Here is a 24,328-nt window from a genome sequence, read left to right on the forward strand (position 1 = left end):
CTCTCAAAATTTTTATTAGCTGTTACACTTAAAATTATTACCTAAGTGAATGATGGATAAACTATGCCTGAAAGAAAATTTAGATTGGTTACGCGAAGTGATTTCGATGGACTGGTATGTGCGGTTTTATTGAAAGATTTAGACTTAATTGACGATATTTTGTTTGTTCATCCAAAAGACATGCAAGACGGTAAAATTGATATTACTGAGAATGATATCACTACTAACCTGCCTTACGTTGCGGGTTGCCATATTGCCTTCGACCATCACTTAAGCGAAACAGTGCGTAACTCAGGCGATATTGATAATCACATCATTGACCCGAAAGCGCCGTCGGCGGCGCGCGTTGTTTACGACTATTACGGTGGTGCAGATAAATTTCCTAATATCTCAGTAGATATGATGGATGCAGTAGATAAAGGAGACTCTGCACAGTTTAGCGAAGAAGAAATCCTTGAGCCCACAGATTGGGTGCTCATGAATTTCATCATGGATGCGCGAACTGGGCTTGGTCGTTTCAGAGATTTCAAAATCTCTAACTATCAGCTAATGATGAAGCTAATAGATGCGTGCAAAGACCACAGCATTGAAGAAATACTGCAAATGGAAGACGTGGCCGAGCGCGTGAGTTTGTATCACGAGCACAATGAAATGGCGAAGGCGCAAATTGCCAAGTGTTCTACTGTATACGACAACCTAGTAGTGCTTGATTTAACCGACCAAGAAACCATTTACGCGACAAACCGGTTTGTTATTTATGCCATGTACCCCGACTGCAATATCTCTATTCACAAGATGTGGGGGCTGAAAAAGCAAAACGTGGTATTTGCTATTGGTAAATCCATTACTAATCGTAGCTCAAAAACCAATGTGGGAGAGTTGTGCTTGAAGTATGGCGGCGGTGGTCACATGAACGCAGGTACATGTCAGGTTGAAACCAGCAAAGCCGAAACTGTACTCGGCGAGCTTATCGAAACCATCACGAGTGATGGCTAAAGCTAATTGTATAAGAACGGTGGGGCAGAAAAAGTACTCTGACCCCATTTTTTTTATTGGGTTAGCCTCACTTTAAAGAATTCGGCCAGGGTTTTACTGATCACTGGGTGCTGTGTATCTTGATTGAACAGGCAAATATTCACCTTGCCTAATTTGGGCAGGTGCGGGTGGTTTAGCGCTACAAGGTTTGCCGGTAAGCTAGATTTTGCTAGAGCTGTCACGCCTAGCCCCTGTTGAATGGCGGCAACCAATCCACCTAAATCTGCATTGGTATAGCTGATTTTCCATGCAAAGGTTTGCTGCTTTAACTGTTCAATAACGCGGCTTCGATACATACAACCGTCGGGAGCAAGCACCAAAGGAATATTGTTGCCAACCAACGGGTGAGCCGTGTCGCCAACCCAAACTACATCATCTTCTAACACTACTTCGCCTTCTGTCTGCTCACCCGGATTCACCAACGCCAAAATTAAATCGAAATGATCGCGCTGCGACGGATGCAGCAAATCACGGCTTAAGGCCGAGGTCACTTCAAGTGATACATCGGGATAGCGCTTTGAAAATTCGCCAATTAGGCCCGGCAATAATGTAGAAGCAAATTCATTGGGAATGCCAAGGCGCAAGCGACCGCTAAGCGGGGCAGGGGTTAAGCTGCGAAAGATGTTATCGTTAAGCTCTAGCAGTTCTTTCGCCTTTGGGTACAGCCAATTGCCGTCGGCGCTAGGTACATGCCGTTGCCCTACTTTGGTAAATAGCTTGCGGTCTAACTGCGACTCTAGCTTTTTAATTTGTAGGCTTATTGCCGGTTGAGAACGACCCAAAAAGTCGCCTGCTTTAGCGTAGCCACCAAGCTCAATAACGCTAACGAAGGTGCGTAAGGTATCAAGGGAAAGCTGCTTCATAGTTAATTACACTTTCTAATGAATTTGCCTGCTTTTATTATATTTTTAAATGTAAGCGGGCGAAAGGCGTAATTTTATATGTTTGTGCGTTCTAACCAAGTTAGGGTTGCCTTACTCGATAAGCGCCGTCTACCGATTGCTGCATAGTGCGAAGTGCAAGGATATTGGGCTGTGCAAGTGGCGTTGAGTTATTAGAAAAGCGCTTCATTCCCGCAAAAATGCAGTACCAAGAAGGTCGCAAATAAACCAGTTTGTTATCTACTTCATTAAGCGCTTGTTCAAAGCTGGCGCCTTTGTCCCACGCATTCAGCAAATAAGAAAGGGTATCCGGCACCTTTAAGTCTTCGCGACAGGCAACCCAGTAGGCAGAATCGTCGCGCGTATTTAAATAGTAATGAGCAGCAATGTAGTCCCGAATACCATCGAACATTCGGTTTATCTCAGAATTATAGCGCTCCTCTCTTCGCGGATTGTTACTTTGCCAGCAATCGATAAAGTGATGCAGTGCGTACTGCACCAGCATAAGTGCAGTGGCTTCCAATGGCTCAATAAAGCCCTGAGACAACCCTATGCATAAACAATTACCTTTCCAGTGTTCTTCTAGTCTGCCTACGGTCATTTTCAAATGTCGGGCTTGCTGATGGGATTGGTCTGGTTCTAATGCAAGTCTAAGTTCTTCTTCTGCTTGGGCTTCAGTGCAAAATTGTGAACTGTATACATAACCGTTGCCGGTGCGACTAGTTAGAGGAATGTGCCACTGCCAGCCGTGACTAAGCGCAATAGAGCGGGTTTGTAATGAAGTTTCTGGTGATGCTGTTGCGTCGCTGGCAATGGCTACGGCAGCATCGTTAAACAAGGTGTCGGCATAGCTTGTAAACCTTCGCGACAGAGCTTGCTTGCCAAGAAGCCCACGAAACCCCGAGCAATCAATAAAAAAGTCTGAGCTTAATGTACTTCCGTCATCCAGTTTTAGCGCGGTAATAGTGTGCTCATGACATTCTACATTTGCCACAGTGCCTATTTGATGGGACACCCCTTTATTCAGCGCGTATTCTTTTAAGAAGTCCCCCAAAAGCCCTGCATCAAAATGATAGGCGTAATCAATATTTGCAGAACTACAAATGGCGTCGGGCGTAATGCCTTTTTCTACCATGTGCGCAGCAGTAAAGTAGTGCGATGGATTAATGTCGTGCGAAGCGCCTTTTCTGTATTCATTTACCGCGCTGAAGTACATATCCGCGGTGGGAATATCTAAAGAAGAGAAGAACGGGTGAAAATAGCTGTCTGAATCGGTGAACAGGGGGCGCGTTGTTTTTGATTCAGCCGTTGTAGTCCAACGCTCAAAGCTAATGCCCATCTTATACGTGGCGCTGCATTTCAGCATCCACTCACTTTCGCTTATTCCTAGAAACTTAAAAAAGTGGCGCAGATAAGGCGTTGAACCTTCGCCTACGCCAACGGCGCTGATAACCGCTGACTCAAGAAGTGTTATTTTAGGGGCGGGGACAGGTACATTACTGTTATTGGCCATCAACTCGGCGGTTCTTGCCAAGTAGCACGCCGTCATCCAGCCTGCTGTTCCGCCACCCACAATCACGATTTCTTGAGGTAATTTGTTCATTACTGTTTCTCGGTTGACGCGCGCACTACCAGTTCCGGGATGAAAGTATGGTTAAGATTGTCGTGGGCAGCTTTGGCTTTCTTAGCTCGTAAATACTGAATTAACGACGCCGCAGCATGCTGCGCTATCTCATTAGTTGGCTGAGATGCCGTAGTTAACGGCGGAAAAGTCTGTCGGGAAAAGGGACTGTTCTCAAACCCAGCGATTGCGAGTTCTTGAGGAACATCTACCCCCTTCATTCGTGCACCAAACAACGTACCCGCTGCAATCTCATCGTTACACGCAAATACAGCGGTAGGATGCGGCGACATGGCAAGCAGCGTTTCAGAGCTTTTTACCCCAGTTTCAAATGAGTAGGTGCCTTTGATAATTAACGACTCATCAATTGCAATACCCGCTTTTTCTAACGCCGCTTTGTAGCCGTTCAAACGCTCAATGGTGGATTTGTGAATTTCTTCACCGGCAATAAACGCAATGTTTTTGTGACCCTGGCCAATAAGGTGCTGAGTAATATCGTATGCCGCTTTGAAGTCGTTCACCAACACGTAGGGGAGGGGCGATGGAAAGAGGCCGTCTCCAGATAAAATACGCACATAACTTATTTGGTTTTGATCAAGTTCCGATAATACCTCGGGCATTTCTGATAGCGGAGGCGAAAGGATAAGGCCAGCCAATTGAGCAGTGTCTACCATGTCCACCAGTTCTTTCGCTATGTTTTTAGAGCTTGCATCGCACGGGTGAATTAACAATTCGAAATTGTTTTTGCGACACACATCCAATATGCCTTTTTGCATATCGATTATGTAGTAGGCGTTGGGGTTGTCGTATACGTAACCCAGTACCGATGCTCCTTTGCTCGCTAAGTCTCGCGCTGCCTTGTTCGGCGTGTACTTTAAGGCCTTTATCGCCTCTTCAACACGTTGCAAGGTGTCGGGTTTTACTGTGCCTTCCTTGTTAATTACGCGCGAAACGGTCTTTATCGAAACACCCGCCATTTCGGCAACACTTTTGATGGTAGCAGCCAAATTCGATCTCACTCTAAAAATTGGTTTAATTTTCAACAATTAAGAAGCTTGTATTACTTTTTTGTTAAAAAATTAATTGCAGCCTTACATTGCGTCATGTAAGTTAACATTCAATGACAGCGTTGTCATCAAAAAGCTGTACCCCACAACAACGCCTGTCATTTTATTATTTCAATAAATGACAGCGTTGTCATTTTTGGCTGAGAGAAGGTAAATACAATGTTCAAAAACCAACAACATAAACTAACAAGAAGTGTTCGCCTCGCCATAGCTATGGGCGCATTAACAAGTATTTCAGCACCTATTGCGGTAGCACAGGAAGCAGGTGAAACTGAAATCATCGAAGTCACAGGGATCCGCGGAAGCCAAAAGGCCAACATCAATGCCAAGCGTTTTTCTAACGCCATTGTTGACGCTATCACTGCTGAAGACATCGGTAAGTTCCCCGATAAAAACGTGGCAGAAACACTAGCCCGTGTTCCGGGTATTACCATCGACCGCGATTTTGGTGAAGGGCAAGGCGTAACTATACGCGGCGTTCAGCCAGACCAAAACTTGACCCTAGTGAACGGTCAAGCCGTGGGAACCGGTCAGTGGTTTGTGTTATCAGACGCAACCCGTAACTTTAACTTCGAAATTTTAGCGTCGGAAATGATTGCGGGTTTAGAAGTGTACAAGTCGTCTCAGGCAGACATTGATGAAGGCGCATTGGGCGGAACGGTAATTCTAAAAACACGTAAGCCGTTCGACCTTGACGCTAATTCTGGACAAATCTCGGTAGAAGGCCAGTATGGTGATATCGCCGATTCACTCGACCCAACGCTATCTGGTTTGTACAGCTGGAAAAACGATGACGAAACCTTTGGTATTCTTTTCTCAGGCTCTTATCAAGAAAGAACGGTAGAGCGTGAAACTAACGAAGACTTCGGCTGGTTCGGCCCTAGCATTCCTCGTATCGACCCACTTATTGAAGCACCAGTTGGCGCTTCACAAAAAGGCGCTATTCCATGGGGTATGGGCTCAGCGTTGTTTAAGCAAGACCGTGAGCGCGTTGGTTTTGATGTTACTGCCCAATGGGCACCTACCGACGACTTCGATGTGTCTGTCCACTATCTATCGTCAACGCTTAAAGCTGACAACGTAAACTCTAACTTAATTGGTATTCCGTTTCGCGGTGTGGCGTACACAGGTACAGACACCAGTCCGGGTACGGTGAGCAGCGACAACGTAGTAGAGTCGCTTAGCATGATGGGCGTAGATAACCGCCCTGAGTGGGCGCGCTTTATGGCGTATGACAACATCTTCCGCGATGGTTCTGAAATGTCTACCGAGATTGTAGATATTGAGGGGCACTACCTTATGGGTGATGGCAAGTTGCACTTCCAGTTAGGTACAACCACGGGTGAAGGCGAAAACCGAGATTTCTTTACTGAATTTTGGGCTAGCGCAAACGACCCGCGTGCAGCCATCGATTTTTACAACCCAGGTGGCGACAACCCGTATATCGATTTTACAACGGCAAGCCCATGGCTAGCTAACCCAACGGATGAAATGTGGTTGGGAGGAATATTCGACCAGCTAAATGCAACGGAAGATAAAGAAAACTATATCCAATTTGATTACGAGCATTCAGTAGACTGGGGTGCAGTAACCGAAATCAAAACGGGTATTAAGCGTCGCGATCGTAGCTTTGCGCAATCTCGCTACAGAACTGACTTGGCCAACTTAGCGCCGGTGGGTGAAGGTAGCCTTGGGCCCGCGTCATCGTTTTGGAATGGCGACATGATTAACGTGTCTCACGACAACACCAACGGTGTGGCTGCCAGCTATTTCTTCCCTGACAAAGACAGTATGTACACCGCGCTATATAGCGTAGCCGAATGTGCTGATGACACTACTATACTTTGCCGCCGTACCGATGAATTCTTAGATGAATCTTCATTTGAGATAGAAGAAGATATTACTGCACTTTACGCCATGGCGAAATTTAGTGGCGATGGTTTCAGAGGTAATGTGGGTATGCGTTACGTTGAGACCGATTCAACTTCGAACGGTTACGACCTAACAACAGGCGAAGCGGTAGCGTTTGATGGTGGTTACAACGAATGGCTGCCAAGCATCAACTTATCGTACGACTTATCTGAAGATGTGTTACTACGTATGGCGGCAGCACGCGTGCTTACACGTCCAGCACCGTTTCAGTTAGCACCTGCGGTAAACTTAACGCCTGAAACTAGCTCTGGCTCTGCTGGTAACCCGCAGCTAAACCCGCTAACTGCTAACCAATTTGAAGTGGGTGCAGAATGGTATTTTAGCGAATCGTCGGTAGCCGCAGTAACAGTGTTCAAGAAAGATATTAACGACTTTATCTTTACCAAAACCGTATCTCGTGAAATTGATGGTCAGCAAATCAATCAGCTAAGAACGCCAGAGAATGGTGGTTCAACCTCTATCGACGGTATCGAAATGCAAATTCAGCATGTGTTCGACAACGGTTTCGGTGGCTACGCTAACTATACCTACACTGATGTGGCCGACGCACAAGTAGATGAAGCGGTTGCCGTTACAGACGATGACGGCAACATCATTGGTGCTACTATCGCAACGCGCTCAGTAAGCTTCCCGAACACGTCAAAAGACTCGTTTAACGTAGGTGTGTTCTACGAAACTGATCTTTACAGCGCGCGCTTAAACTACAACTACCGCTCTGAGTACTTTATTGCCCAAGCTGAAATTGGCGATCAGTACCGCGACGAACAGTCACAGCTAGATGCGCAGGTAAGCTGGAACGTGACAGAAACCATTACACTTAAAGCTGAAGCCCTTAACCTTACCGACGAAATCTGGGAGAACTACTATGTTCGAAGCAGTGACGGTAAGCGACTTGGTGGAACGCAAAGTGCCAATGGACGCCGTTTCTTCATTGGCGCTAGCATGAAGTTCTAGTTGCTAGTATGTGAAGATAGTTCGTGTGTTCACTATCTTCACATAGCATAGGGTAGGGCGTTTGCTTTACCCTTGTTTTACTCTGAAATTGTGATTTAAGGATGTGCGACGTGATCCGCAATTCGACGAATTTTGTCAAAGCGTGCTTGAGCTTATCGTTACTACTAGTGGGTAGCGCTTCGGCAATGGCTGAAACGCCTTCGCTACAGCAAGCCAGCTTGAATGCGCTAGGAGAAAGCCTCGATATACATTACGAAGTATTAAGTAATGTGGACGATAGTTTGTGCCGGGTACATATTCCAAAAGGCGACTGCTTTTCGTCAGAGCTTACGATAGCAACCATGGCAACCCCCATTGAAGCCTCTACGTCACTTTACTTTAGTCATATTGCGCCTATTCGCGGGTATGACTCAAAAAATGCAATTCGCATTGAGCATATAAACGGTGACCTGCACCGCCTTACGTTCGAAGAAAAGGTGAGCGCAAGTGAGCAAGTTAAGGTAACGCTATCTGCGCCCTTTTGGCACGCCTCTCGCTCGGACGCAATGCCGAACTATTACTTAACTTACCCTGCTTTATCACCGGTGGTGGTTGCCTCCACAACCCGTGTGAAAGAGCCGGGAAGTAATTTGCTAATCAATCAACACACTGGCTTATGGAGCAAACAAGCCCAGTACAAACGTACTGAAAACGACAATACACCGCTTATGGACAGCGCGTATTTATACAATAAGGGCGATTCAGCGCTAATTTCAGGTGATGCCCAGAACCGTGTTATTCCCAACGTAGGTCGAAGAGATGATTCGGGTAAATTTGTTTCTGCCGCGGGCATTAATATAGATAAGTCTGATCAAGACATGCTTGCTCCAGCCATTGAGCAAATGGCCTATTTTGGCCTCACTAACCAGAAAACAGGCTTACCACTTAAGGTTATTATTCGCAGCGCTAACAATGCGAACGCCCTTGCAAATGAAGCTGCAACAATAAACTCAAAAGAAGGCTATGCGCTTAGCATAACAGAGCAAAGCGCTACGATAATTGCCAACGATAACATTGGTGCTAACTACGGTCTGTTAACGCTAATGCAAGTATTTGATGCGCAGAAAGGCCGCTTTCCTATCACCGAAATTGCAGACTCGCCACGATTCGAATTTCGCGGAATGCACTTAGATATTGCTCGCCACTTTCCAGGAAAGGCAGCGATTGAATCCGTTGTTCGCCAAATGTTCACCTACAAGCTCAATAAGCTACACCTTCACCTAAGTGATGACGAGGGCTGGAGATTAGCTATCGATGCTTTGCCCGAGCTTACCGAAATTGGTGCGTTTCGATGCCACGATTTGTCTGAAACACAGTGCTTGCTGCCTCAGCTAGGGAGCGGGCCTTTTAAAAGTGCTACAGGTAACGGCTTTCTTACGCAGCAAGATTACATTGATATTTTAACAATGGCGCACGCGCGCGGTATTGAAGTTATTCCGTCGCTTGATATGCCTGGCCATGCCCGCGCAGCGATTGTTTCTATGAATACGCGCTACAAGCGGCTTATGGCAGAGGGCAACTCAGAGGCTGCAAATGAATTTTTGTTGGTAGATAAAGAAGATAAAACCCAATATGAAAGCGTTCAATTCTATTCAGATAACACCATAAACCCCTGTTTAGATAGCAGCTATCATTTTATCGAAACAGTACTTACTTCTGTGAAATCACTGCATGAAAAGGCCAACGTTCCGTTGACGCACTTCCATGTTGGCGCCGATGAAACCGCCGGTGCTTGGGTGAAATCCCCTGTATGCGCTGCGAAAAGTCAAAAGGCAGATGAAATACTGCCGGCTTTTGTTACCGAAGTGCAGAAAATTGCGCAAAAGCACAATATAGCAATTGGTGGCTGGAGCGATGGCATGGAAAAAGCCGTAAATACACTGGATAACAGCAGCGCGTATACCAACGTTTGGCATCTTCTTGCTGCGGGAGGAGAGAAAACAGTATCGCATTTCGCCAAGGAAAATATTCCGGTAGTACTTTCGTTTCCAGATGTGCTTTATTTCGACTTTCCTTACCAAAGTAATCCTTATGAGCCCGGCTATTACTGGGGTTCACGGGCAACCGATACCGAAAAAGTATTTTCGTTTATGCCCGAACAGCTGCCGCTTCATGCCGAGTTATGGACCGACCGTATGGGCCACAGTTACAGCAGATCTGCTGAGGCAGACACATCATCAGTAATCGGTATTCAGGGGCAGCTGTGGTCAGAAGTCACCGTGAATCAAGATGCCGTGGAATATATGGTATTCCCCAGACTATTGGCTTTGGCTGAACGGGCCTGGCACTACGCACCGTGGCAACAAAACGCGAAAGCACTTCATGAAAAAGGCGCTTTAGTAAACCAGCAGGCAAGCGACTGGCGAGCGTTTGAGTTAGCGTTATTTAACCGCCATGCACCCGCGCTAGTGCAGCAGGGAGTGAATGTGCGTGTACCTACGCCAGCAGCGGTAATTAACAATGGTATGTTACATATAAAGCCAGTGTCTGGTCTTACGATGGAGTACTTAACTTCAGGTAATAGGTGGGAAACCTTTACCGCTCCTGTTGAAGTGAAGGGGATGGTAACTGTTCGCGCTAGAATTGCGGGAACACAGCAAATGAGTCGACAGGTGCAGCTGTAAGCGCCTGTTTTTATTGGTTAAAATGACAGCGTTGTCATGTTTTTACCAAGTGCATCTATGCATTTATCTATACTGAGATGTTTAAATGAGCTCTGATTTATTTTTTATTGGCATAGACGGTGGTGGCACCAAGTGCCGAGCACGATTAGAAGACGTTGACGGAAATGTCTTGGGAGAGGGCGTAAGTGGCCCTGCCAATATTATGCGCGATAGCGATTTAGCTAAAGCGTCGATAGTAGATGCGATTAATATCGCTATTTCGAATGCGGGGAACGCCAACACATCTGAGCAAATTTCGCTGTCGCAGTGCGTGGTGGGCGCCGGTCTAGCTGGTGCAAATATTGAGTCTGCGAAGCAACAGTTTGAACAATGGCAGCACCCGTTTCATTCGCTACACGTGTTAAGCGATTTACACGCCGCATGCGTTGGCGCACATAACGGAAACCCGGGAGCAGCGATAATTATTGGTACGGGTTCATCGGGCACCATGTGGCAAGGTGAATCTTTTCAAGATGTTGGTGGGCACGGTTTTCCTATCGGCGACAAAGCCAGTGGGGCTTGGTTAGGCTTAAAGGCCGTTCAGCACACGCTATTGTGTTTAGATGAGTTGGAAGAAAAGGATGAACTTGCAGCAGAAGTGTGTAACGCCCTGCAATCATCATGTACCCAAGAAATTGTAGCGAAATGTGCGGAATTTAACACCCATCACTATGCCGCCTTGGTAGAACGTATGCTGCCTTTGCTATACACAAAGCAAAACAAGGTTACCGCACTTTTTGAAGAGGGTGCCGTTTACATTGAGCGTATGGCAAAGCGACTTCTTGCAGATCACAACCATTGTTTAGCCATGATAGGTGGGCTTAGCAATGTTTATTCAGCCTATTTTTCAGAATCCATCAAAGCGCGTTTAGTACCCTGCAAAGCTACGCCGCAGCAAGGTGCTATTTATCATGCAAAAGCCGCGTTTAATCACAAAGAAGGTGAGAAATGAGTTTATCTATAATGGCAAAAGAAGCCAGAGAGTTTCCGTCAGTTATTGCACAGCAGTTAGATAAGAATGATGAAGCGATCAGTCAGTTAGCGGGTAGATTACAGCAATTAAACCCTAACTTAATTTACATCATTGGTCGCGGTTCGTCAGATCATGCCGGCGTGTTTGGAAAGTATCTCTTTGAAACCGAAATGGGTATTCCAGTGTGCAGTGCCGCCCTTTCAATAGCAGGCATATTCAAACGCCAATTAAATTTGAAGGGGGCAGTAGCTTTTATCATCTCTCAATCTGGTCGCAGCCCAGACATACTAAAGCAAACCGAGTCGGCCAAAAACGGCGGGGCATTTACGGTTGCCTTCGTGAATGATGAAACGTCGCCATTAGCCGAGCTGGCTGATGCCGTTATTCCTTTATCTGCCGGGGAAGAAAAGGCGGTTGCGGCTACCAAAAGCTTTTTAGCAACGCTGTCGGCGCTTCTTCATTTGTGTGCTCGTTGGAGCGAAAATACCTCGCTATTTAATGCGCTAAAAGCCATGCCTTCGCAGCTAGAGGCAGTGATCAATGCGCCGTCTCAGCTAACAAAAGCCCATTTAGAAAATACGCGAAACACCATTGTTTTAGGGCGTGGCTTTGGCTATGCGGTTGGGCGAGAAGTAGCGCTCAAATTAAAAGAAGTATTGGGTATACATGCCGAAGCGTTTAGCAGTGCAGAGTTCATCCATGGCCCAGTGACGTTAGTTGAGAAAAAGCTGAAGCTTATTTCGTTAAACATAGAAGATGAGAGCGCACCTTTTCATCAAAACATGGTGCAAGATGTGAGATCCCGTGGCGGTGAATGTATTGATCTGCAAGGCGGAGTAACGTCTCCACACCCAAGGCTGGACGCACTTTTACTAATGCAACGCTTCTATCTGGATATAGAGAAAATTGCCGTTGAATTAGGTTTGAACCCAGATACGCCACCCGGATTAAACAAGGTAACGAAAACCCAATGAAGACCATTATTCTGGCTGAAAAGGTGCTGATGAACGGTGCCTGGCAGCATAATCAGGTGCTGAGCATTGAAAAGGGTGTGATAGTTGACATTGCACCTCTTTCTTATTTTAAGAAAGACGCAACGTCAGTTATCAACGAGCGCATACGTGGTGCAGTTATTCCAGGCTACATCGACACACAGGTAAATGGTGGTGGGGGCGCGATGTTTAATCATACTCCCACGATTGAAAGCATAAACGCGATGGCCGAAGCGCACTTGAAATACGGCACTACTACATTGTTTCCAACGCTCATTACCGACGATATAGACACCATTGAGCAAGCGGCAGATGCAGTAAGCGAGGCCATTGCACAGGCGCATCCCAGCGTTGAGGGGGTTCATTTTGAAGGGCCGCACCTTTCTGTTGAGAAAAAAGGCGTGCACTTGCCACGCTATATTCGCGCACTTTCAGATCGTGAACTGGCAACCTATACCCGAAGAGATATTGGGCAAGTTCTTATCACCGTTGCGCCTGAAAACGTGCCTTGCGACATCATCCGAGATTTGGTGGGGCAAGGAGTTATTGTTGCATTAGGGCACTCAAACGCACCGTTTGAAACCGTGCAGAATGCATTGGACGCTGGGGCATCAGGCTTTACCCACCTTTATAACGCCATGTCGCCACTGACTTCCAGAGAGCCTGGAATGGTGGGGGCGGCGCTACTTAACAACAGCGTGTGCGGGATAATTGTGGACCATCATCACATTCACCCGAAAGCGGTAGAGCTGGCTTATAAGGTGAAAGGGCCGCATCAATTAATGCTAGTGACTGACGCCATGGCCCACGTGGGCGCAAGCGACGATACCATCGCGTTCTTCGATACTCATATCACGCGCCAAGGTAACAAGTTAACCACGCCCGACGGGACGTTAGCCGGTAGCTGTTTAGATATGCACGGCGCAGTAACGAACAGCATTAACGACATCAATATCGCATTAGAACATGCCAGTACCATGGCAAGCGCAACGCCAGCACGCTTCACCAAAATACATGATAGGGTAGGTGAACTAGAGGTAGGAAAGCGCGCTAACTTTTTAGTGATAAACAACGACAATACTCTGTTAGAAGTGTGGCAGAACGGAAGTAAACGCCTTTGCGCTAACTAACAACATAATAATAAATAAGAGATCTTTGCTATGACAACACAAGCTCAGTCGCAAGTACCCAACGCAACAGGAATGGGGCGCTTTGTACCTATTCTAAGTATCGGTTTACTGTTTTTCATTTTCGGCTTCATTACATGGTTAAACGGGGCATTAATTCCGTTTTTGCAAATGGTGTGCGAGCTAACAGAAATGCAAGCGTTGCTTATCGCCTTTTGTTTTTACATCGCTTATGTAGTCATGGCGCTACCTATGGCAAAGATCCTCGAAAAAACAGGTTACCAGAAGGGCATGAGCCTAGGGCTTAGCATTATCGCTGTGGGATGTTTGTTGTTTGTACCTGCCGCGCTGAGCGCCATGTTCCCCGTGTTTTTGCTGGCACAATTTGTGGTAGGTAGCGGTTTGACCATACTTCAAACAGCATCAAACCCGTTTATTGTTCGCCTGGGTAACGAAGAAAGCGCTGCCGCTCGCATTGCCTTTATGGGCCTGCTTAATAAAGCGGCTGGCGTTCTGGCACCTATCGTTTTCACCAGCTTAGTGTTAAGTGGTTTGCCTGACGTAAATCAAGAGTCGTTAAACGCCATGCCACAAGAGGTAAAAGCCACGCTAATTAATGATATGTCTGTCTCACTTATTCAGCCTTATGTTGCAATGGCCATCGCATTGGGCGTACTGGCTCTGGTATTTATGCGCCTTGCATTGCCAGCCATTAATGATGAGCAAGCAGAAGGCGAAACTGCGGAAGCATCGCTTTCCTCAAATAAAGATAAAAAGATCCTGCATTTCCCACACTTAGTATTGGGCGCAATAAGCCTGTTCTTCTACGTTGGGGTAGAAGTTATTGCTGGCGACACCATTGGGTTGTATGGCTCTTCAATTGGCGTAGAAAACGCGACCACGCTAACGTCATTTACCATGATTGCTATGGTTATTGGATACGCAGTAGGCCTTATTTGTATTCCTCGATTTATTTCTCAGCAAACGGCGCTACTAAGCTCTGCGGTATTGGGCGTAGTTTTTACCACATGCATTCTAATGAGCTCAAACACTGATACTGGGATCTCTGAAGTGTTGTGGGGATGGACGGGTGTGCAATCGCTTCCTTTCTTACCTAACAGCGTGACGTGTATTGCGCTTCTTGGCTTGGCAAATGCCATGGTGTGGCCTGCAATTTGGCCGCTGGCGCTAAATAATTTAGGTAAATACACTGCACAAGGTTCGGCACTACTTATTATGGGTATTGCAGGTGGTGCCATTTTGCCCATGGTTTACGGCGGAGCTAGTGAGCTAGTAGGTGGTCAAAGTGCCTACGCGATTATGCTGCCTTGCTACTGCTTTATTGCTTATTACGCCGTATTGGGCTGTAAAAAACAACGCTGGTAAATACCAGTGTTTTACCGTGTGGCTCACGGTTCAACTGTTTAAAGAAATGCGCTTTTCAGCGCATTTTTTGTTGTTGGTCTGCGCTGCTGCATTAAAACTGGTGCTGTCGGGTTAAGTCGTCGCTGTCGTATAAGAAAAGACAAGTAGCTGCAGTAATTTGACGAGTCCTCACTAAGTCTTAACTTATACTGAATATTTGTATTTCTGATGTTCAGTGTTTAATACATTTGCTTTTTAAATGTATTGATAAAAATTTCCAATTTGTTGCATAAACGTTAGCTCACTATACTCAATTTCGTTTTCTACCTTTCAAATTAAAAAGAGTAAGTGGAATGTCTAGTACCACCGCCCTACACGCAAAGCACCTAGAAGCCGGTGCGAAAATGGTCGATTTCTTCGGCTGGGATATGCCAATTAACTATGGTTCACAAATTGAAGAGCATCACGCTGTGCGTCAAGACGCCGGTATGTTCGATGTGTCTCACATGACCATTGTTGACGTAAAAGGCGCACAAGCCAAAGCGTATCTTCAGTACCTTCTAGCCAACGATGTGGCAAAACTAAAAGACAAAGGCAAAGCGCTATACAGCGGCATGCTTAACGAAGAAGGCGGTGTTGTAGACGACCTTATTGTTTATCACTTCGACGAAACTAACTATCGCCTAGTAGTTAATTCAGCAACGCGCGAAAAAGACATGAACTGGTTAATGAGCAAAGCAGAGGGCTTTGACGTAACCATCACCGAGCGCCCTGAATTTGCCATGATTGCCGTTCAAGGCCCTAACGCAAAAGAAAAAGCAGCCACCTTGTTCAGCGCAGCGCAAAAAGAAGCGGTGGCGGGCATGAAGCCATTCTTTGGAGTACAAGCAGAAGACTTGTTCATCGCCACCACAGGTTATACCGGTGAAGCAGGCTACGAAATTATGGTGCCAGCTGAGCAAGCGGAAAGCTTCTGGCAAGCACTACTAGACGCGGGCGTTAAGCCATGCGGCCTAGGTGCTCGCGACACACTTCGCCTAGAAGCAGGCATGAACCTGTACGGCCAAGATATGGATGAAACCGTATCACCACTAGCGGCTAACATGGGCTGGACAATTACATGGGAACCGGCAGAACGTGACTTCGTAGGGCGTAAAGCACTAGAAGCGCAGCGCGAAGCGGGTACCGACAAGCTAGTAGGCTTGGTGATGACTGAAAAAGGCGTGCTGCGTCACGGTCTTAAAGTGAAAACAGAAAGCGGCGAAGGCGTTATCACTTCAGGTACGTTCTCTCCAACTCTAGGTCACTCAATTGCGATGGCACGAGTACCAAGTGATGTTGGTGAAACGGTAGAAGTGGAAATGCGCAAAAAGTGGGTTACAGTAAAAGTGGTTAAGCCCTCCTTTGTTCGCAATGGAAAAAGTGTTTTATAAGTTAACAGAGAATAACAGGAACGATTATGAGCAACATCCCAACTGATTTACGCTATGCCGCTACGCACGAATGGGTTCGCCCTGAAGGTGACGGTGTTTTCACTGTAGGTATTTCTGAGCACGCACAAGGCTTACTTGGCGACATGGTTTTCGTTGATTTGCCAGATGTTGGCGACGCAGTAAGCACTGGCGACGACGTATGTGTTGCTGAATCGGTAAAAGCAGCGTCTGACGTTTACGCGCCAATTTCAGGTGAAATTGTAGCGATTAACGAAGACCTAGAAGATTCACCAGAACTAGTTAACTCTGACCCATACGGCGACGGTTGGCTATTCAAAATTAAAGCTGACGATGCGGCAGAAGTAGAAGGTCTACTAGACGCTGAAGGCTACGAAAACAGCATCGACGAAGAGTAATTCGTTACGCAGTTTTAAAAGAACCATAATTTGAAAAGGGGCATGAAGATAATTCAGCCCCTTTTTAACTTAAAGATTTAACGCGCCCTTGCGGCAACCATTACGAGTGCTTAACAACGTTATGTCGAATACTTCCCCTACATTGGCTCAACTAGAGCAAAAAGATACATTTATCCGCCGTCACATTGGCCCGGGTAAAGGCGAAATTGAAGAAATGCTGTCTGCTATTGGTGCAAGCTCACTAGACGATTTAATTGAGCAAACTGTACCGGCAGGTATTGCGCTACCAGAGCCACTAAAATGTGGTGAAGGGGCGACAGAAGTTGAAGCATTAAGTGAACTTAAAGCCGTTGCGCAAAAGAACAAAATTAACCGTTCTTTCATTGGTATGGGTTACTACGATACCCACGTACCAAACGTTATTCTTCGCAACGTGCTAGAAAATCCAGGTTGGTACACAGCGTACACGCCTTACCAGCCAGAAATTGCGCAAGGTCGTTTGGAAGCCATTCTTAACTTCCAACAAGTGACCATTGACCTAACTGGCCTAGAGCTAGCATCTGCGTCATTACTTGATGAAGGTACAGCGGCAGCAGAAGCCATGGGCCTTGCTAAGCGTGTGTCTAAGAACAAAAAAGCGAATGCGTTCTTTATTGCAAACGACGTTCACCCGCAAACGGTTGACGTGGTAGAAACCCGCGCTGAAATGTTCGGTTTTGAAATCATCAAAGGTGCGGTAGAAGAAGCAGCAGAACACGACGTATTCGGTGCGCTACTTCAATACCCAACCTCTACCGGTGAAGTAAAAGACATCAGCGACATCATTGCAGCAGTACAAGAGAAAAAAGGCATTGTGGCAGTAGCCGCTGACCTAATGAGCTTGGTAATGCTTAAGTCGCCTGGTGAGCTAGGTGCAGACGTTGCACTTGGTAGTGCACAGCGCTTTGGTGTACCTATGGGCTACGGTGGCCCACACGCGGCATTCTTTGCTACACGCGACAGCTACAAGCGTTCACTACCTGGCCGTATTATTGGTGTAAGTAAAGACACCCGTGGACGCCCAGCACTTCGCATGGCGCTACAAACCCGTGAACAGCACATTCGCCGTGAAAAAGCGAACTCGAACATTTGTACAGCGCAGGTGCTCCTAGCCAACATGGCAAGCTTCTATGCGGTGTACCACGGCCCACAAGGCCTTAAAACTATTGCTGAGCGCATTCACCGCTTCGCCGACATTCTTGCTACTGGTTTAAACCAGAAAGGTGCAGAAAAAGGTGTAGCTCTTAAGCATAGCACGTACTTCGACACGCTAACCGTAATGGTAAGCAACAAAGAAGATGTACTAGAGAAAGCCTATGCAAAAGGCATGAACCTGCGCGCAGACCTTGACGGTGCGGTAGGTGTGTCGCTAGACGAAACTACCACACGTGAAGACATTGTTGCGCTATTCGACGTACTGCTTGGTGAAGAGCACGGCTTAACAGTGGAAGGTCTGGATGCAGAAGTAACCACGCAAGACGTAAAATCTATTCCTGAAGGTTTAGTACGTACTAGCGACTTCCTAACGCACGAAGTGTTTAACAAGTATCACTCTGAAACAGAGATGCTTCGCTACATCAAGAGCCTTGAAAACAAAGACTTGGCGCTTAACCACTCAATGATTTCATTGGGCTCGTGCACCATGAAACTAAACGCAACGGCTGAAATGATCCCTGTAACATGGGCTGAATTCGGTCAGCTTCACCCGTTTGCACCACTAGACCAAGCAGCGGGCTATCAAGAAATGATTGCCGAGTTAAGCGAGTGGCTAATTAACGTAACAGGTTACGATGCGCTTTCAATGCAGCCTAACTCAGGTGCACAAGGTGAATACGCAGGCCTATTGGCTATTCAGCGTTACCACGAAAGCCGTGGCGAAGGTCACAGAAACGTGTGCTTAATTCCAAGCTCTGCCCACGGTACTAACCCAGCGTCTGCGCAAATGGTTAGCCTTAAAGTGGTAGTAGTTGCGTGTGATAGTAAAGGTAACGTAGACCTTAACGACCTTCGCAAAAAAGCGGAAGAAGTGGGCGATAACCTATCGTGCGCCATGATCACATACCCGTCTACTCACGGTGTATATGAAGAAACCGTACGCGAGATTTGTGACATTGTTCACCAATACGGCGGTCAGGTTTACATGGACGGCGCGAACATGAACGCGCAGGTGGGCATTACGTCGCCTGGCTTCATTGGTTCAGACGTGTCGCACCTTAACCTACACAAAACCTTCTGTATTCCACACGGTGGCGGTGGCCCAGGTATGGGACCAATTGGTGTTAAGTCGCACCTTGCGCCATTCCTACCAAACCACACGGTTGTTAACGTAGAAACTGCAGGCAAAGACTGTGGTGCGGTATCGGCAGCGCCATGGGGCAGTGCATCAATTCTGCCTATCAGCTACATGTACATCAAAATGATGGGTAGCGCAGGCCTTCGCCGTGCAACCGAAGTAGCTATCCTTAACGCTAACTATGTGGCTAAGAAGCTAGAAGGGCACTTCCCAGTGCTTTACAAAGGCAACAACGGCCGCGTAGCGCACGAATGTATTATTGACCTTCGTCCGCTTAAAGAAGCAAGCGGTGTAACCGAGCTAGACATTGCGAAGCGCCTAAATGACTACGGTTTCCACGCGCCAACCATGAGCTTCCCAGTAGCGGGTACGCTTATGATTGAGCCAACCGAGTCAGAAGCGAAGTACGAACTAGACCGTTTCATCAACGCCATGGTTAGCATTCGCCAAGAAATTGCGAAAGTAGAAAGCGGTGAGTGGGATGCCACTGACAACCCGCTACACAATGCACCGCACACACTAGCGGATATCTGCGACAGCGACTGGAACCGCAGCTACGACCGCATGTTAGCGGCGTATCCAGCACCAGAAGTACACAGAAACAAGTTCTGGCCAACGGTTAACCGTATTGATGACGTTTACGGCGACCGTAACCTGATCTGTTCTTGCCCTAGTATTGAGAGCTATGTTGAGGAGTAGGCTGGATTGGCAGCTTTGCTGTTAGAGATTGATTGATTTAAAAGGCGAACCTTGGGGTTCGCCTTTTTTGTTTCAAGTTTTAGTGTTTAGAAGTCCGTTTTAGACAATTATCGGACGCTTATAGGTCTTTAATATAAGCCATTGCATTGGTGTTTTTCTTTTACAACCTTAATGATTTCGGTTGATAGATTGTAGTCTCCGCAAAATGAAAAAGTAGTCATTACTCAGTATATCAATCACGTTTAATAACGAAGCGGAAAATCATGGAATAACACTAGTAGTTTACATTACCACTCAATGTGTGTATAAAAAATAAACAGGCTGTGATAATCGCATTAGACACAAGAGCTTTGCTATCAATTTATTTAAGGGATTAATACTATGAATGGATATCAATTCAAAAAGTCATACGAAACTGCGAAGGCTCTATTAACCTTAACCACGTCAATATTTATTCTTTGCTCTTGTATGACTATCGATCCTTATCGAATAGACACCAGTTCCAAATGCGAGTACGTAAGCTCTAATGATTGTCCAGATAGTGCTATTACGACAGCGAAAACCTCATCAAATAACACTTATGATTTAAACTTTTTTGAGTTTGACGACCAAGGGTATCTACATAATTCAGAAAAGTTGGGACGACGAAAAACTAAAGACAAAGTCATTGACGACATAAAAAATGAAGCAAATAAACAAAACGTTTTTCTTCTAATTTTTGTACATGGGTGGCATCACAATGCTGATGGAAACCCAGAAGACGGTAATATTCGGAGTTTTAGAGAGGTGCTTTCCACCGCAGCGGATACTTTCGGAGAAAGTAGAAAAGTCATTGGGGTTTACATCGGGTGGAGAGGTGACTCTGTAAGAGTCCCTTTACTTGATAAAAAAAACTTAATAAACACTTTCACGTTTTGGGAAAGGAAGAAGACAGCACATGAAATAGGCGTTCAAGGAATGACAAGCTTAATGCTAGAATTAGAAGCCGCTGTTGCACCAAATGATAAATACAATCACCACCTAATGACCGTGGGTCACAGCTTTGGAGCTGCCGCTTTATATTCTGGAATTAGCCATATTTTACAAGAACGATTAATTTCGTCCAGAGTACTGGGGGCACAGGAAGAAGCGGATGGATTTGGAGACTTGGTTGTATTACTAAATCCTGCATTTGAAGGAATAAAGCATTCGTCTTTGTTTGAGTTAGCGCAGTCTAAGTGTAATAGTTATCCCACAACACAAAAGCCTAGGCTAGTGATAGTAAGTTCAAGCGCTGACTTAGCCGTTCGCTGGGCGTTTCCTACTGGCAGAAGAGTAAATGCATTTTTTGAAACGCATGGCAAGACATCAGCCACGCATTGCACTTCCGATGGGCGTATTGACATTCCCTTGAAAACTTCCCAAACGGATCGTTACGCCGTAGGGCACAATTGCAAATATATTACCCACGACTTGCACTTATATAATAATGGTAAATATGAACAGTCGAGATTAGATTGTGAAGGTAATAGAGTAGACCGAACTAACGTTGTACCAGTAATTTTTGGCAGAACGGTTTTAACATCTAGAGAAATAACTACGCTTAACAATCCTTTACTAAATATTTGGACAAACGGGGATGTTATTGATGGGCACAATGATATTTGGAATGATAATGTAAAGGAGCTTCTCTACCGGATGATTGCGGTTGCCAATCTATAAAAGACTTTATCCATTGTAGGAATTTGCTAAGTGATTCACGCACTTCGCTGTCTTACAGACAGTATTCATTGGCTCATGTGGAATTGTACGTGCACATAGTCTTTAAGTTGTTATTGGAGCTAAGGCTTGAAAAAAAAAATCAACCGCATATTGACCGTTACTTTTTTACTAGCGCTTATAAGTGGATGTTCAACATGGTCTCCACTGGAGGGCACTTATTACCAAGGTAAATACGGTAATAATAACAGTAATATTGGCGTTCGATTTATGGGAGTGTCTACGCTTACCATCACCGATGGGCAGTCGCATATTATGATAGATGGATTTTTTTCGCGACAATCACCGTTAGGCTACTGCAAAAACGGCATGGAAACACAAAAATCAAAAGTGCGACGACAGTTGGAAAAATTGAGTCTCCCTCACTTAGATGCATTATTTACAAGTCACGCTCACTTTGATCACATTTTAGATACGCCATTTGTTCTTGATTATTTCCACAAACGTACGAAGAATGAAAGAAATGCCCACACTGAAATATTTGGGACGCAGGCGAGCAAAGATTACATAAGTAGAAATTGGAAAAGTCAGTTCTCAAACTGTGAAAAGAACCAGTCTCAAGCTTGCTTTTCAATATTAGAAGATGGTGCAACTTATGGTGTTGGGAACTTTGTAGTAACAGCAATCGAAACACCACACGTCGAAAAAAAGTTTCCAGTTAATGTGTTCGAAAATATTTTTACTTGTTTTAAGCGAGATAAAGACTTAACTAAAGATTTTCCTAATTACAGTTTTCTCATTACCTTAAAAACCGATACTCAGCGTCAAACGCCGGATGATAAAACTAGGCCGCCAAAAATATTGATCATTCCAAGCGCGAACATTTCTGAAGATGACTTGGATGGAGTAAACGCAGACATCGTGTTTTTGGGGATTGGCTTACTCAAACCCAAAAACGTGGAACACTATTGGAATCAAACAATAGAAAAAGTTAATGCTAGCTTGGTTGTACCTATTCATTGGGATAATTTATACAGATCACTCGACGAACGATTGGTATCGGGCCCAAACATTTTTGTTAAAACTGATGAAGTTATTAAAGAGCTTGAGCGATTAGTTAAACAATCAAAACAGACAAAACTTTCCTACTTCAAAGTTTTTGATAAAGTGACTCTGCCGAGAATTGAGAATTGAGAATTGAGACAGAGAAAGCATGATTTGGTTGAAACTGATATTTCGATGGGCTCGATATATTAAGGATACTTTTTAAACTTTTTATCTCAATAATATTTGAGATGCTTCACACTAGTCGAACCACTCTGAACTCATTAAAGTCCACTACGTTAGAAAAATTGAGAATGAAAAATGCATTTTTCTTTATCTAGAAAATCTAATAGTCCCGTGACCGCTATGCACGATTTGTTGCCTTTACATTCTTAAGAGCTTGAAGGTCCGCAATACGTACGTAGCGGCCGTCTGACTCCAAATACGTCAACGACGTTGACTGGCACAAAAAGACTTGGGTCATATATCTGTTCTCTCCCTATAGTCTAATCTTTCCTAACACCCCGAATCCCCCCATCCATCACAAGCGCCTCAACCAACCCACTTTCATCATCACCCTCAAAACGAACACTGCTCCCATTCTTAGCAAAAAATCGTCCGCCACCCTCATAAAAATATTTTTCGTTTTCAACATAAGGTAAGGCGTTAAGCACAAATCCATTGGCTGTTTTTTCTAGCACCACATCAACACTCACAGGGTTAGTCACCACGTAGGTTCCAATGTATTGGCTTAGTTCCTCTTGGTTTATGGGTACTAACTTCCTAACCTCAGCTTCCGAGTAACCAACGTTCAACGCTTCTTTTAGCCGTATTTCTAGTTCAGTTATTAACTGCCTACCGTTGTTGCCGTTCGTCATAATGGCGTAGCCGTTGCCGGTATCTAGCTCAATGTATAGCTGCGACATAAACCCAGCATCAGCGCCGCCGTGGCCAAAGCCCAGAATTTCTCCATCGTCACTCATGTTGATAAAAAAGCCGATGCCAACATTAGGTGGCTCAATACTTGGCGTATTGTTGGTTAACATTTCTTGCGCGGTGGCTTGCGATATCCAGTCGGTTTTCTTCCCTAAATACGCGCTACGCAAGCCGTTTGCCATTTTTAACATGTCTGATGGTGTGCTCCACATGCCGGCTGCTGCAAGCGTAGCGTAGGTATGCGGGCCACCCTTAATTGGCGCGCCGTCGCCGTCATAAGGCGTAGCCATATTGTTCGATAGTTTTTTCGATATGGGCTGGTCGAAGCCAGAGCGCGTCATGCCTAACGGTTTAAACAAAAGCCGTTGTGACATGGTTGGCAAGGGCTCGTTAGCTACGTCTTGCAAGGTGAGTTGAGCAAGCGTAGTGCCGCCACCGGAATAATGCATTTGCGTGCCAGGTTGAATATCAACAACAACGGCATCGGTATTGGCGGGAAATACACCTTCTAGCACCTGCTGCAAAGTAGGCACGGGTTCGCCCGCTGCGTAACCAGGAAAGCCATGTACTGTGGTGCCTGCCGTGTGGCTTAATAATCTGCGTAAAGAAACAGCGTCTTGCCCTGTCCATTCATGTTCAGGCAACTGCCAGCTGGTGAGTAAGGTATTAACATCTGCATCTAAATCTAGTGGGTTATCTTCGCGGTACTTCATCAATACTGCCGCAAATGCGGGTTTTGAAATACTGCCTGCTTGGAATACCGTGTTTTCATCAATAGCCAATTCAGAAGTCAAATCTTTAACGCCGCTTTGCATGGTCCAAGCTAGTTGCCCATTTCTCATAAACGCAACAGATACCCCAGGCACATCATAATGCGCTTGTCTTTGCTCTAAAGATTGGTAATCAACCTCTTGCCCTTCAATTAGAATGCGTTCAGTTAGCCCAGTTTTTAAAAGGTTGGCTTCTTTTGATTCTGCGGCAGCAGAAGGGGAGGCGGGCAAGGTTTCAGGCTCTGTACAGCCCAATAACGAAGCTAAACAAAACGAAAGTGTTAAAGAGGAGAAGAGCTTGATTGATGTCATTATGTGTATTCCATTACGAGTGAGCGTACCAGAGTACGT

General features: G+C 45.7%; 16 protein-coding genes. 12 read left to right on the forward strand and 4 right to left on the reverse strand.

Features of this window, described 5'->3' with window-relative positions:
- The first annotated feature begins 63 nt into the window (after positions 1 to 63).
- Complete coding sequence (locus tag MHN00_RS06225; RefSeq protein ID WP_039228034.1) at positions 64 to 996, forward strand: exopolyphosphatase; 933 nt, start codon at positions 64 to 66, stop codon at positions 994 to 996.
- Between the two features lie 53 nt (positions 997 to 1,049).
- Here the strand turns inward: MHN00_RS06225 and MHN00_RS06230 are convergent, their stop codons facing one another.
- The 3 genes from MHN00_RS06230 to MHN00_RS06240 form a co-directional block, all read right to left on the reverse strand.
- Entirely contained in the window at positions 1,050 to 1,898 is an 849-nt protein-coding gene (locus MHN00_RS06230; protein WP_014950370.1) for a LysR family transcriptional regulator, read from the reverse strand.
- A 100-nt stretch (positions 1,899 to 1,998) separates the two neighbouring features.
- Positions 1,999 to 3,519 (reverse strand): tryptophan halogenase family protein, encoded by a 1,521-nt coding sequence (locus MHN00_RS06235; protein WP_239300645.1) that lies wholly within the window; start codon positions 3,517 to 3,519, stop codon positions 1,999 to 2,001.
- A complete protein-coding gene (locus MHN00_RS06240; protein ID WP_239300646.1) occupies positions 3,519 to 4,544 on the reverse strand; it encodes a LacI family DNA-binding transcriptional regulator in 1,026 nt (341 codons plus the stop codon). Before MHN00_RS06240 ends, MHN00_RS06235 begins: the two co-directional genes overlap by 1 nt.
- A 219-nt stretch (positions 4,545 to 4,763) precedes the next feature.
- Between MHN00_RS06240 and MHN00_RS06245 the strand changes: the two genes are divergently transcribed.
- The 11 genes from MHN00_RS06245 to MHN00_RS06295 all read left to right on the forward strand — a co-directional run bounded on the left by MHN00_RS06245 (position 4,764) and on the right by MHN00_RS06295 (position 22,421).
- On the forward strand, positions 4,764 to 7,490 hold the full coding sequence (locus MHN00_RS06245) for a TonB-dependent receptor (protein WP_101565541.1): 2,727 nt from the start codon (positions 4,764 to 4,766) through the stop codon (positions 7,488 to 7,490).
- Positions 7,491 to 7,591: 101 nt separating this feature from the next.
- Complete coding sequence (locus tag MHN00_RS06250; RefSeq protein ID WP_239300647.1) at positions 7,592 to 10,153, forward strand: family 20 glycosylhydrolase; 2,562 nt, start codon at positions 7,592 to 7,594, stop codon at positions 10,151 to 10,153.
- Positions 10,154 to 10,238: 85 nt separating this feature from the next.
- Positions 10,239 to 11,144 (forward strand): BadF/BadG/BcrA/BcrD ATPase family protein, encoded by a 906-nt coding sequence (locus tag MHN00_RS06255; RefSeq protein WP_239300648.1) that lies wholly within the window; start codon positions 10,239 to 10,241, stop codon positions 11,142 to 11,144.
- Entirely contained in the window at positions 11,141 to 12,139 is a 999-nt protein-coding gene (locus MHN00_RS06260; protein ID WP_239300649.1) for an SIS domain-containing protein, read from the forward strand. Before MHN00_RS06255 ends, MHN00_RS06260 begins: the two co-directional genes overlap by 4 nt.
- Positions 12,136 to 13,287, forward strand: a complete 1,152-nt coding sequence (nagA, locus tag MHN00_RS06265) for an N-acetylglucosamine-6-phosphate deacetylase (RefSeq protein WP_239300650.1) — start codon at positions 12,136 to 12,138, stop codon at positions 13,285 to 13,287. The genes MHN00_RS06260 and nagA overlap by 4 nt, the downstream gene beginning before the upstream one ends.
- Before the next feature lie 30 nt (positions 13,288 to 13,317).
- Complete coding sequence (locus MHN00_RS06270) at positions 13,318 to 14,670, forward strand: sugar MFS transporter (RefSeq protein WP_239300651.1); 1,353 nt, start codon at positions 13,318 to 13,320, stop codon at positions 14,668 to 14,670.
- 332 nt (positions 14,671 to 15,002) lie between these two features.
- Positions 15,003 to 16,082: a glycine cleavage system aminomethyltransferase GcvT gene (gcvT, locus tag MHN00_RS06275; RefSeq protein ID WP_136782051.1), complete on the forward strand. Its 1,080-nt coding sequence runs from the start codon at positions 15,003 to 15,005 to the stop codon at positions 16,080 to 16,082.
- Between the two features lie 26 nt (positions 16,083 to 16,108).
- Positions 16,109 to 16,498 (forward strand): glycine cleavage system protein GcvH, encoded by a 390-nt coding sequence (gene gcvH / locus MHN00_RS06280; RefSeq protein WP_014950360.1) that lies wholly within the window; start codon positions 16,109 to 16,111, stop codon positions 16,496 to 16,498.
- A 121-nt stretch (positions 16,499 to 16,619) separates the two neighbouring features.
- Positions 16,620 to 19,529, forward strand: coding sequence for an aminomethyl-transferring glycine dehydrogenase (gene gcvP / locus MHN00_RS06285; protein WP_239300653.1), 2,910 nt, complete (start codon positions 16,620 to 16,622; stop codon positions 19,527 to 19,529).
- Between the two features lie 381 nt (positions 19,530 to 19,910).
- Positions 19,911 to 21,230 (forward strand): hypothetical protein, encoded by a 1,320-nt coding sequence (locus MHN00_RS06290; RefSeq protein WP_239300655.1) that lies wholly within the window; start codon positions 19,911 to 19,913, stop codon positions 21,228 to 21,230.
- Positions 21,231 to 21,356: 126 nt separating this feature from the next.
- Entirely contained in the window at positions 21,357 to 22,421 is a 1,065-nt protein-coding gene (locus MHN00_RS06295) for an MBL fold metallo-hydrolase (protein ID WP_239300656.1), read from the forward strand.
- A gap of 356 nt (positions 22,422 to 22,777) precedes the next feature.
- Here the strand turns inward: MHN00_RS06295 and MHN00_RS06300 are convergent, their stop codons facing one another.
- A complete protein-coding gene (locus tag MHN00_RS06300; RefSeq protein ID WP_239300657.1) occupies positions 22,778 to 24,289 on the reverse strand; it encodes a serine hydrolase domain-containing protein in 1,512 nt (503 codons plus the stop codon).
- Positions 24,290 to 24,328 lie beyond the last annotated feature (39 nt).

Origin of the sequence: Alteromonas sp. Cnat2-8, from assembly GCF_022348355.1 — a bacterium.
Classification (GTDB): domain Bacteria; phylum Pseudomonadota; class Gammaproteobacteria; order Enterobacterales; family Alteromonadaceae; genus Alteromonas; species Alteromonas macleodii.

What these genes read in the sequence shown, in the direction of transcription:
- MHN00_RS06225 (WP_039228034.1), top strand. Translation starts at nt 64, where the DNA reads ATGCCTGAAAGAAAATTTAGATTGGTTACGCGAAGTGATTTCGATGGA.
- MHN00_RS06230 (WP_014950370.1), bottom strand. Translation starts at nt 1,898, where the DNA reads ATGAAGCAGCTTTCCCTTGATACCTTACGCACCTTCGTTAGCGTTATT.
- MHN00_RS06235 (WP_239300645.1), bottom strand. Translation starts at nt 3,519, where the DNA reads ATGAACAAATTACCTCAAGAAATCGTGATTGTGGGTGGCGGAACAGCA.
- MHN00_RS06245 (WP_101565541.1), top strand. Translation starts at nt 4,764, where the DNA reads ATGTTCAAAAACCAACAACATAAACTAACAAGAAGTGTTCGCCTCGCC.
- MHN00_RS06250 (WP_239300647.1), top strand. Translation starts at nt 7,592, where the DNA reads ATGTGCGACGTGATCCGCAATTCGACGAATTTTGTCAAAGCGTGCTTG.
- MHN00_RS06255 (WP_239300648.1), top strand. Translation starts at nt 10,239, where the DNA reads ATGAGCTCTGATTTATTTTTTATTGGCATAGACGGTGGTGGCACCAAG.
- MHN00_RS06260 (WP_239300649.1), top strand. Translation starts at nt 11,141, where the DNA reads ATGAGTTTATCTATAATGGCAAAAGAAGCCAGAGAGTTTCCGTCAGTT.
- nagA (WP_239300650.1), top strand. Translation starts at nt 12,136, where the DNA reads ATGAAGACCATTATTCTGGCTGAAAAGGTGCTGATGAACGGTGCCTGG.
- MHN00_RS06270 (WP_239300651.1), top strand. Translation starts at nt 13,318, where the DNA reads ATGACAACACAAGCTCAGTCGCAAGTACCCAACGCAACAGGAATGGGG.
- gcvT (WP_136782051.1), top strand. Translation starts at nt 15,003, where the DNA reads ATGTCTAGTACCACCGCCCTACACGCAAAGCACCTAGAAGCCGGTGCG.
- gcvH (WP_014950360.1), top strand. Translation starts at nt 16,109, where the DNA reads ATGAGCAACATCCCAACTGATTTACGCTATGCCGCTACGCACGAATGG.
- gcvP (WP_239300653.1), top strand. Translation starts at nt 16,620, where the DNA reads ATGTCGAATACTTCCCCTACATTGGCTCAACTAGAGCAAAAAGATACA.
- MHN00_RS06290 (WP_239300655.1), top strand. Translation starts at nt 19,911, where the DNA reads ATGAATGGATATCAATTCAAAAAGTCATACGAAACTGCGAAGGCTCTA.
- MHN00_RS06300 (WP_239300657.1), bottom strand. Translation starts at nt 24,289, where the DNA reads ATGACATCAATCAAGCTCTTCTCCTCTTTAACACTTTCGTTTTGTTTA.